This is a genomic window from Sphingobacterium bambusae (assembly GCF_033955345.1).
GTDB classification, from domain to species: domain Bacteria; phylum Bacteroidota; class Bacteroidia; order Sphingobacteriales; family Sphingobacteriaceae; genus Sphingobacterium; species Sphingobacterium bambusae.
Genome location: NZ_CP138332.1, coordinates 4,126,752 through 4,138,129 on the forward strand (window position 1 = coordinate 4,126,752; position 11,378 = coordinate 4,138,129).

General features: G+C 45.4%; 7 protein-coding genes. 5 read left to right on the forward strand and 2 right to left on the reverse strand.

Annotated features, from left to right (window positions below):
* The first annotated feature begins 41 nt into the window (after nt 1-41).
* The 3 genes from SCB77_RS17175 to SCB77_RS17185 all read left to right on the forward strand — a co-directional run bounded on the left by SCB77_RS17175 (nt 42) and on the right by SCB77_RS17185 (nt 5,430).
* Complete coding sequence (locus tag SCB77_RS17175) at nt 42-2,642, forward strand: putative LPS assembly protein LptD (protein ID WP_320183227.1); 2,601 nt, start codon at nt 42-44, stop codon at nt 2,640-2,642.
* A gap of 19 nt (nt 2,643-2,661) precedes the next feature.
* Nucleotides 2,662-3,924, forward strand: coding sequence for a competence/damage-inducible protein A (locus SCB77_RS17180; RefSeq protein WP_320183228.1), 1,263 nt, complete (start codon nt 2,662-2,664; stop codon nt 3,922-3,924).
* 99 nt (nt 3,925-4,023) lie between these two features.
* On the forward strand, nt 4,024-5,430 hold the full coding sequence (locus SCB77_RS17185) for a dihydrolipoamide acetyltransferase family protein (RefSeq protein ID WP_320183229.1): 1,407 nt from the start codon (nt 4,024-4,026) through the stop codon (nt 5,428-5,430).
* Nucleotides 5,431-5,473: 43 nt separating this feature from the next.
* Here SCB77_RS17185 and SCB77_RS17190 read toward each other — a convergent pair whose 3' ends face one another.
* On the reverse strand, nt 5,474-6,853 hold the full coding sequence (locus tag SCB77_RS17190; protein ID WP_320183230.1) for an MATE family efflux transporter: 1,380 nt from the start codon (nt 6,851-6,853) through the stop codon (nt 5,474-5,476).
* A 187-nt stretch (nt 6,854-7,040) separates the two neighbouring features.
* On the opposite strand from SCB77_RS17190, the gene SCB77_RS17195 reads away from it, so the two are divergent.
* Nucleotides 7,041-7,523: a Sec-independent protein translocase subunit TatA/TatB gene (locus SCB77_RS17195; protein ID WP_320183231.1), complete on the forward strand. Its 483-nt coding sequence runs from the start codon at nt 7,041-7,043 to the stop codon at nt 7,521-7,523.
* A gap of 215 nt (nt 7,524-7,738) precedes the next feature.
* Entirely contained in the window at nt 7,739-9,967 is a 2,229-nt protein-coding gene (locus SCB77_RS17200; RefSeq protein ID WP_320183232.1) for a Tex family protein, read from the forward strand.
* Between the two features lie 35 nt (nt 9,968-10,002).
* Here SCB77_RS17200 and SCB77_RS17205 read toward each other — a convergent pair whose 3' ends face one another.
* The gene (locus SCB77_RS17205) at nt 10,003-11,367 is read right to left on the reverse strand and encodes a RagB/SusD family nutrient uptake outer membrane protein (RefSeq protein ID WP_320183233.1); all 1,365 of its coding nucleotides are present in this window, start codon (nt 11,365-11,367) and stop codon (nt 10,003-10,005) included.
* Between the last annotated feature and the right edge of the window lie 11 nt (nt 11,368-11,378).

Below are 11,378 nucleotides of genomic sequence, written 5' to 3' on the forward strand. Positions count from 1 at the left end.
TAACTTGTTTTTTCTGCAGCATTTTGTTCCTGTTTGCGTTCGTGCCGAGCTCTTTAGCTCAGGTCGAACAGCCTGCCAAAACTAACAGTTCTAACGTACAAGATACGACAATAATTGCCCCAGATACCACAAAAAATAATTTCAAGGACAGCAGCGGCAAGGATACGGTTGTCATGCAGGGAGAAGATGGCTTGGAAACGATGGTCACCATCGTAGCTAACGATTCGGCGTGGAATGAGGTTAGTAAAAATATTTTGCATTTGTATAACGGGGCTAAGGTTAAATACCAAGAGTTCGAACTTTCCGCTGATTATATTCGCTTGGACAGGAACACCAATCGACTGTTTGCAAGTGGTTTGACAGATCATAATGGCAAGTACGTAGGACGACCCGTCGTGATCTTCCCTGGTGATACACCTAAATCTGTGGATTCTTTGGTTTATGATTACAAAACCAAAGAAGGAAATACCTACGGTATCATGACCGAGCAGGACGGAGCCTATATTCAAGCAAAAGTTGTACGCAAAAACTTGTATGACGAGCTTTCGTTAAGAACAGGTATGTACAGTACTTGTAATCTTCCCTTTCCACACACGCATTTCGGAATTCAGTTTACAAAGGGTTTGATGGCAGGAAACCATATTATTGTTGGCCCTGCTTACCTCGTCGTGGAAAATATACCGATTAAGTTTGCTGCTATTCCATTTGGTTTCTTTCCTCGACAGAATAAGCGGGCATCAGGATTCTTGTTCCCTTCGTTTGGTGAAGATGCTACGCGTGGTCTAGCCATGCGTGATATTGGTTGGTACCTTGCCTTTAGCGATTACTGGGATTCAGAAATTCGCGGTAGTATTTTCTCTCGAGGGGCTTGGGAAGGTACCGTTCGTACCAACTACTTGGTGAATTACAAATACAGCGGCGGTTTTAATATCCGCTATGCGTCCAACCCAACGGGGGTTGAAGGGACAGATACCTACAAGCGAAACCAAGACTTTAACGTTACTTGGAACCATACACAGCGCCAAGAGGCAAACCCAGGAACATCGTTCTCGGCTTCGGTAAACTTCGGTACAAGTACCTACTATCAAAATACAGCGTTCAACTTGACGAACAGTTATCGGGATATCACCAATAACAATATGTCCTCATCGATTTCTTACGGGCGAGTATTTGCCGATGGAAAAGTCAACTTTACTTCAAGTTTAAGCCACCGTCAAACGATGAGCACGGGACAGGTCGATTTGGAGTTGCCTACGTTCAGCTTAAACGTATCCACCTTCAATCCTTTTGATTCGAAGAAAAGAGTAGGTGAACAGAAATGGTATCAGCGGATTACAGTGGGATATAGTTTGCAAGGAAGAAACTCTATCTCCACCGGAGATTCCGTATTGTTCAGAAAGGAATCTTTGAATAATTTTACCAACGGTTTCCAGCATAATATTCCTATTGCGCTAAGCTTGAATGCTTTCAAGTATTTTCAGTTTAATACTTCCGTCAATTATACGGAACGTTGGTACCTGCAGACCATTCGGAAGGGATTGGTCAATGAGGTGAATGGTTTCTCAGAAATGCGCGATACGGTGCAGGGCTTTCAGCGTGCATACGACTATTCCGTTTCCTCGGGACTTGCGACAAAGATCTATGGTATGTATCCCAAAATGGGTAAGGTGGAAGCTATCCGCCATGTCATCACGCCTTCGGTTAACTTAAATTACCGTCCTGATTTTTCTGATCAGCGGTATGGATTTTACCGTGATTTCATTAACCAAAATGGTCTGTCGGAGCGTTATTCCATTTTCGAAGGGGGAATCTACGGTGGACCAAGTGCTGGTCGTTCTATGGGTATAGGCTTTTCTGTAGACAACAACGTTGAAGCCAAGATCCGTACCGACAATGACACTACAGGAAAAGGATTCAAAAAGATTAAGATTTTACAAGGGTTGACCTTTAGCGGTAACTATAATTTTATGGCCGACTCCTTGAAACTATCTACCATCAGTTTCTCGGGGCGTACATCCTTATTCAAGGAAAAGATCAACTTGAACTTTAACGGTACTTTCGATCCCTATGTTGTGGGCGAGAACGGTGCTCGTATTGATCGTTTTGCCCTGCAAGACGGCAAGCTTGCTCGTTTGACAAACTTCGGACTTTCCTTCGACTACAGTTTGAACCCGAATGCCAACAAAAGCCGTAACAACAATATCGACTCCTTAAGGAACCAGATGCCCAACCTGACGCCCGATCAGGTGAACGCATTGGCAAGGATAAGTACTGACCCTAACGCCTTTGTCGACTTTAATATTCCCTGGAATTTAAACGGTTCGTTCAGTATGAATTATTCGCAGTCGTTTGATCAAAATACAAGACGGATGCGGAATAATGTGACAGCTACTGTCAACGTGAACGGCGATTTTAATGTAACTCCAAATTGGAAAGTGCAGTTCAATACCGGTTATGACTTCCGCCAGCGGGCGGTGTCGTTGACCCGTTTTAGTATCTACCGTGATTTACACTGTTGGGATATGTCTGTCGGCTGGACACCTTTCGGGCAATACCGAAGTTACAACATCACGATTCGCGCGAAGGCTTCGGTACTGCAAGATCTGAAGTTGACCAAACGCGAGAGCCATACCAGCTTCTAGCATTTAAATTTCTTAGCGTATGAAAGCAGAAATCATAACGATTGGCGACGAAATCCTCAATGGACAAATCGTTGATACCAATTCGGCGTGGATAGCGCAGCAACTTGCTCCGCTGCATATCAGCATTGCACAGATCAGCTCCATTTCAGATTCCGCAGAGGCTATAACGCTTGCCCTGCAACAAGCCGAGCAGCGGGCGGACGTCATTATCGTTACCGGAGGTTTAGGACCTACAAAAGATGACGTGACGAAAAGCACCATAGCGAATTACTTTAATACCCGTTTGGTGCGCGACCCGCAGGTTTTGGCTCATGTGCAGCAGTTGTTTGATCGTTTGGGCTACACGGATATGCCGGAGGTGAACAAACAGCAGGCGGATGTATTGGCAATCGCCAAGGTGCTGTTCAACGATGTGGGTACAGCGCCAGGTATGGCTATAGAAAAAGAAGGTAAGTATTACGCCTTTCTACCTGGTGTACCCTTTGAAATGAAGCACCTTATAGAACATCGTGTGCTGCCTGATCTTCGTCGCCTGCAACCTGAAGCCTACGTGTACAATGCACATTTGATTACCGTAGGTTTAGGAGAGTCTCATCTAGCAAGGCAAATTGAAGATATTGAGGACGCGATGCCTTCCTTCGTAAAATTGGCCTACCTGCCAAAATTGGGTTTGGTTAGGCTCCGCTTTACTGCAGTGGGAGCGGATCTTGAAGTCCTGAAAAAAGAAACCGATAACATTGCTGATGCGGTGGCACAGCGCCTCGGTAAGCATGTGGTAGCACGGGAAGATCTTTCCTTTGAAGAGATTATTGTGCGGACTTTCGCCGCGAAGAATCTACGTTTGGCAACGGCCGAAAGTTGTACTGGCGGTAACATATCAACACAGATTACGGCCGTAGCCGGAGCAAGCCAGATGTTTCAAGGAGCGGCAGTTGTCTATTCCAATCAAGCGAAAGTTGATGTGCTAGGGGTTTCCGCATCCACGCTGGAGGCACATGGTGCGGTGAGTGAGCCAACGGTCGTGCAAATGGCGGATGGTGCGAAGGCGGTGTTCCATAGTGACTACGCTATTGCGACAAGTGGAATTGCGGGCCCGGGTGGGGGAACGCCGGAGAAACCTGTCGGCATGGTTTGTGTCGCCGTGGCCGGACGATATGAAACGTTGAGCAAAACATTCTACTACAAGAACGATCGCGCCGTAAATATCCAGCGCGCAACCATGGCAGGACTCAGTATGTTGTGGAATTTGTTTCAAAAAGAAGAAGCTGTAAAAATGGAATAATGTTTTATTAAAGATTGTTTTTAAAATATTATATTCTGTTTATACGAATTAAGTAGATTAAATGTTAATTTAGTAAATCATTCAACGAACTTATATCTTATGGCTATATATAAATTGTTGCTTCCAAAGATGGGAGAGAGTGTTTCTGAAGCGACCATAACGAAGTGGGTGAAGGCTGTGGGAGATACCATCGTGGAGGATGAAGCCGTTGTGGAGATAGCAACAGATAAAGTGGATTCCGACGTTCCATCGCCAGTAGTAGGAAAGTTGTCCAAAATTTTATTTGAAGAGAATCAGGTTGTACAGGTCGGTGATGTGATCGCATTGATCGAGGTAGAAGCTGATGATAATAATGAGGTGCTACGTGATGATGACGCTGGAACTCCGGCTTTCCTAGCGCCAGGGCCTGTGGCTGATGAGGAAATTATTGACACGGCTAAGCCTACTGAGGTCGTTAGCGAAGAGTCTTCAACAAGTGAAATACCCGGTGTCAGCTTGTTGCAAAGCAATACAGAGGAGATGCGCATTAAGCAAGTTGGCGATCGTTTCTACTCTCCCTTGGTGAAAAATATCGCGCAAGAGGAAGGGTTGCGTAAGGAAGAGCTCGATCAAATTGTCGGTACCGGTGCAGAAGGTAGAGTGACGAAGCAGGATGTTTTGGACTATTTGAGCAAGAAAAGAGTTATCGAGCAGGAGAACCCGCCTGTTGCTGAAGATAAAACAGCGACTGTTGCAGTGCCCGTGTCGCAGCCGGTTGAGACTGCATCCGTTACGGAGCATGCGAAGTTTTCCACGTCGGGCGATGAGATCATTGAGATGGATCGTATGCGGAAGCTGATTGCCGACCATATGGTACATAGCGTTAAAACCTCACCCCATGTTGCCTCTTTTGTAGAGGCTGATGTAACCCACTTAGTAAATTGGCGAAATAAGGTAAAGGATAGCTATAAACAACGCGAAGGCGAAAATATTACGTTTACACCCTTGTTTATTGAGGCTATAAGCAAAGCGATCAAAGATTTTCCCATGATCAATGTGTCGGTAGACGGACATCGGATTATTAAAAAGAAAAACATAAATATTGGAATGGCTGCCGCCCTTCCATCGGGTAATCTGATTGTACCGGTGATCAAAAATGCCGATCAGTTGAGTTTGGTAGGTTTGAGCAAAGCCGTGAACGATTTGGCCAATAGATCTCGTGGAAACAAATTGAAACCCGACGATACACAGGGGGGAACATTTACGTTTTCCAATATCGGTGCATTCGGTAATATCATGGGATTTCCCATTATCAACCAGCCACAAGCGGCCATTCTAGCGGTGGGAACAATTAAAAAGAGACCTGCTGTACTGGAGACGGCTGATGGTGATGTAATCGCTATTCGCCATATGATGTACTTGTCAATGTCCTATGATCATCGCGTCATCGACGGCGCACTTGGAGGGATGTTCCTTAAACGAGTAGCTGATTATCTCGAAAGCTGGGATATCAATAGAGAAATATAAAAAAAAGCCGGACATCTGTTCCGGCTTTTTTTTATCGTGTGATCTAGCTTGTTTGAAGGTTGTCGAAGGCCGACTTTCTTTTACGCATGATGGTTCGGTACCGGAAGAACAGCAGTACGGAAGAGCTGAGTAAGCCTAAGGTCAAGCCATACCAAACGCCTTGAATACCGATGTTAAGATAAATGCCAAACAAATACGCTGATGGGATTCCGATAATCCAATAGGCAATAAAGGTAATGATTGTCGGCACATTTACATCGCCCATGCCACGTAAGACGCCCAAACCTACGACCTGCGTACCATCAAAAAGCTGAAACAAGCCTGCTATAATCAATAGCTGCGCCGAAATACGGATAACCGCTTGATCGTCACTAATGACCAAAGGTAGATACTGGTTGAAAATGGTGAAAATCAATGCGCAAACCACCATAAATATCAGCACAAGATGGTAAGATACGGTGGCAAATTTCTGTACACGTTCCATGTTCTTCTTCCCGTAGTTGTGTCCTGTTTTTATGGTGGCGGCCGATGCGATTCCGCTAGCCATCATATAAGTCATCGCCGCGAGGGTGATCGCTACTTGGTGACTGGCCTGCTCCACTGCGCCAATTTTTCCGGCGATCACGGAGGCTGCAGCGAAAGCCCCTACCTCAAAAACATATTGTAACGCTACTGGAGCGCCTATCTTGAAAATGGACTTTACTTTTTGCAGATCCACATGCCTCACGCGGAAATAGCTTGTATATACCTTGAATAATCTAGAGCGTAATACATAGGCCGACATCGCTACCATCATGAGTATGCGGTCTATCAGTGTAGCGTAACCTACACCAACAATACCCATGGGCTTTAGGCCGAAGAAACCTTTGACAAATATCACGGCCAAGATAATGTTTAACACATTACCCCAAATGGTAATGTTCATAGCCTGTTTTGTGAATCCTAAACCTTCCGCAAATTGTTTGAAGGTGTTGAAGACCATTAAGGGTAGGATAGACAACATCAGTATCAACAAATAGGGCTTGGCAGTTTCTACCACCCGCGGATCCTGATCCATATGCTGCATGGCATACACAGAACCGAAATTGACCACCGCGAAAAGGACAATGGCCGTGAGTATGTTTAACCAAAGGCTGTTCGATAAGAGCTTTGCGCATGCTGCTTTATCACCCTGCCCGTTGGCTTGTGCGATGAGAGGGGTTAAGCCATAGGAAATGCCCAAGCCGACCACCATTACCACGATAAAGACCGAGTGTACGAGGGAAACAGCTGCCAAAGGAATCGTGCCCGCGAACTTTCCGACAACAATGGTATCTGCGGTATGCACCAACGTTTGACCCAACTGCGAAATGACCACCGGCCCTGCAAGCGCGAATGCACTCCAATAGAAGTGTTTGTTCTTTTTGTAATACGTGTATAACATAGTGAGGCGACAAAGATAGCAATTGCCCCCGTCGCTATCGTCATCCTATTGCATAGTTAATAAATTTTTGTTGTTTATGAAGGAAGGGCTCATTATGAAAATGTTACTAAATAATTACATCAAAATTTTGAGGATAATTAAATTAAGGCTTACCTTAGTCGGCAGTAAAGACTAAAAAATAAAACAAATGACTTTAGGATTCTTGAATATTGGTTCGCAGGAGATGATACTCATTGTTATCGTTATTCTGCTGTTGTTTGGTGGTAAGAAACTTCCTGAATTAGCACGTGGATTAGGGCGAGGGATTCGCGAATTTAAAGATGCTTCGGAAGGTATCAAGAGAGAAATTTCTGACCAGATAAACAATTTTGAAAAGGATTTGGACGTGACGGCGGAAGAGCAACCTAAAGCAGACAGCCAAACAGCGGAAGTTCCGACGGAAGAAGCCGTAGAAGAGCAGGTCGCAGAAGCAAAACCGAAAGAAGAAAAGAAACCGTTGCCTACCTTTAGTGCACCGGAAAATACCTATCAGCATGATCCAGGACAACAACCTAGCTCTGGCGATCAGCACTATCAGTATGGCTACAATGACCATTTTGCAGCGGAAGATGCAACAAAAGAAGAATCCGTAGTAAAAGCGGATGTTGAAGAACCTACAAAAAAAGCTTAAAACAAGTAAACCTTACACGATTGTATCGACATAGAGGACTGTCGCCAAGCACTTGAGGTTACGTATTTTAGAAGTAGAGATAATGTATTTGAAGCAATCTGCACCGAGGTGCTAGATTGCTTCATTGCTAAATACGATTAGATACGCTAATTTCTGTTGCAAAAGACATAGGCTATTTTCGAGGCAATCATTTCTATTGCATACACTTTACACTTATGGCATACGAAATTATTATTTCGCAAGAGCTTGGCATTACCAACCGCCAAGTATCCACAACGATTGAACTTTTGGACGAAGGAGCGACGATTCCATTTATTGCGCGTTACCGCAAGGAGATGACCGGAAGTTTGGATGAGGTACAGATCACCAGTATTCGTGATCGTGTGCAACAGCTGCGAGACTTGGATAAAAGGAAGGAAGCCGTATTGAAATCGGTTACTGAGCAAGGAAAACTAACAGCCGAGCTGGAACAGCAAATAAAAAGTGCGGAAACCATGGCCATCTTGGAAGATATTTATCTGCCTTACAAGCCGAAAAGGAAAACACGCGCTTCCGTTGCTCGGGAGAAGGGACTACAACCCTTGGCCGATCAACTGTTGCGGCAGGAACACGGAGCTATTGCCGGATGGGCGGAAGCCTTCATCAATGAGGAGCATGGCGTGGAGAAATTGGAAGATGCACTTTCTGGGGCCCGTGACATCATTGCGGAGCAAATTGCTGAAGATGCGGATGTCAGAACGCGTGCACGTAAAGTATTTTTGGATAAAGGACAGTTTGTATCTCGCGTAGTTGCGGGCAAAGAGGAGGCTGCATTAAAATATAAAGATTATTTCGAATGGTCCGAATTCTTGAAAGATGCGCCATCACACCGCGTATTAGCAATGCGCCGTGGCGAAAAGGAAGAATTGCTGTACTTGGATATCGCAGTGGACGAAACGGAAATTCTACCAACGATTGATAGGCTATATGTAAAGAGCAGTAATGAGGCTGCAGCACAGGTGAGGTTGGCCTTGCAGGACAGCTACAAGCGTTTGCTGAAGCCATCCATGGAAACGGAAGTGCGTGTTTTGACACGCCAACGTGCCGATGAAGAGGCTATACGTGTATTTGCTGACAACGTTCGCCAGTTACTTTTGGCGGCTCCCTTGGGCCAAAAGCGATTGTTGGCAATCGATCCCGGGTTCCGTACAGGATGCAAAACAGTGGTACTTGATGCGCAAGGTACTTTGTTGGAAAATACCGCAATTTTTCCGCATACGGGAGCGGGGGGAGCTGCTGAAGCTGCCAAGACCGTAAAACATTTGGTTGAGAAGCACAATATTGAAGCTATAGCTGTCGGCAATGGTACTGCAGGAAGGGAGACAGAGGAGTTTGTACGTAAATTGGGCATCCAAGGGGTAACACTTGTCATGGTCAATGAATCTGGCGCATCGATTTACTCTGCTTCGGATGTAGCGAGGGAGGAATTTCCTGATCATGATGTGACAGTGCGTGGCGCTGTATCGATTGGTCGACGGTTGATGGATCCTTTGGCGGAGCTGGTGAAGATTGATCCCAAGTCAATCGGGGTAGGGCAATATCAGCACGATGTTGACCAAAATAAGTTGCAAACAGCATTGGACGATACGGTAATTTCTTGTGTGAACGCCGTGGGTGTTGAGTTGAACACCGCCTCTAAGCAGGTTCTTGCTTACGTTTCTGGGTTGGGTCCTTCATTGGCCCAACAGATTGTGAATTACAGGATGGCAAACGGACCTTTCCGTTCCAGAAAGGAACTGAAGAAGGTGCCGCGTCTCGGCGATAAGGCCTTCGAACAAGCTGCTGGTTTTCTGCGGATTCGTAATGGAGAGCACCCATTAGATGCATCAGCCGTGCATCCTGAACGATACGCCTTGGTGGAGCAGATGGCGAAAGATGTAAACAGCAAAGTAGCTGATCTTTTGTCTAACGATGAGCTACGGAAGCAAATCGATCTAAAGAAATATGTATCGGATCAAGTTGGTTTACCAACGTTAAATGATATTCTTGCGGAGCTTTCAAAACCAGGGCGTGACCCGCGGGAGCAATTCGAAGAGTTTAACTTCACGGATGGTGTAAATGCAGTTTCGGATCTACGTGTAGGGATGAAGTTACCGGGTATCGTGACAAACATTACTAATTTTGGAGCATTCGTTGATATCGGTGTACACCAAGATGGTTTAGTGCATCTTAGCCAGTTGGCGAACCGTTATATTGCTGATCCACATGAAGTGGTTAAGGTACAGCAAAAAGTGATGGTGACCGTAACGGAAGTGGATGAGCGTAGAAATAGAATAGGATTGTCTATGAAGACAGAAGAAAAGCGTAATCCAGCACCGAAACGTGATCGGGACAACAAACCGCGTCAGCAACCAGAAACAGATATGGCATCGAAGCTGGCTGCATTAGCAAGTAAATTTAAATAGAAAAAGGGAGCGATTTCGCTCCCTTTTTCTATTTATTAGTATCCTGGGTTTTGTTCCAGCCCACCGCCGAGGACAATCTGTCCCGATGGTATAGGATAAACAAAGTATTGCTCGCTGGATAAGGTACTATATTTTTCTAGTGCCAGCCCTGTGCGACAGAAGTCAAACCAAGTTTCGCCTTCGAAAAGTAGCTCGCGCTCCTTTTCTTCCTGTACGAACTGTACAAAGGATTCTAACCCAGTGAATTCGGTGATTTCCTTACTTACGTTAGCTCTCGTCAACACGGCGTTCAGAGAGTTAAAGGCATCGGTGGAAACGGTTCCGCTGACACGTGCAGCTGCTTCAGCATGGATCAAATAAATTTCTGCTAAACGAATGATGGGCAGATTTTGGCTCGGTGGGTTTGCATTCGGAAATTTACCGATGTAAAACTGATTGCGGGTACCTTTAAATACCGAAAAATCACGTCTGCTATCCTCTTCTTCAAACAACGCCACGATCGTTGAATCTTTAGCGCGGAATAACATACTCGCATTATCGTTGCTGACTAAGGCTAGTGGGTTGGTTGTCTGATCATCAAACTGTAGCTCAAAAATCGATTCCGTCGTATTTTCGTTTTGCCAAATACTTGGATAACTGCTTACCAATTGAAAAGCTTCAGAATCAATGATTTCTTTGGCCAAGTTAGCGGCCTGTGTGTAGTCATTGGTGTACTGCGCTTGGTAAAGGTAAACTTTTGCCAGTAGGGCTCTCGCGGCAGCTTTCGTTGCGCGCCCTTTGGTAGCCTCCACACTCTCGTTGGATTCTGCCAAAGCTTCGATACTCTCGGTCAAATCCGTCACGATCTGCGCATAGATTTCCTCTGGATCACTCTGTCCAATAGCTTGATCCTCGTCTTCTGTCGTCGCGGTTAATTTGAGCGGCACACGTCCGAAAGCTCTGACCAAGAAAAAGTAGCTCAGGCTGCGGATGAATTTACCCTCCCCAATAAATTGGTTTCTTTTTTCGACGGAGATGGCGTTTTCTGGAATTTCAGGAACACGTAGGATGATATTGTTCGCGGCATTGATGGTGTTGTATACCCCTTGCCATACATTGGATGTCCAAGGGTTGATGACCGTTACGTTATGTGTCGCGAAGTTTTCGTATTCGGGAAATGCCGACGCATGGGCAACATGGCGGGCTGAAAACTCGGGCACGATAACAGCGGTTTGTCCCCAAGCAAAGGAACTGGTCATTGTGCGGTACATACCGATAACGGCAGAGTTAGCATTGGTTTCTGAATTGAAGAAGTTATCGTTCGTCACTTGGCTGAGGGGTTCTCGGTCTAGAAAACTGTCGCAAGAGGAGAAGCCTACAGCGAAAAGCGCGAAGATGGAAAGTTTATATAGCGTATTCATGTGTGTGCTCT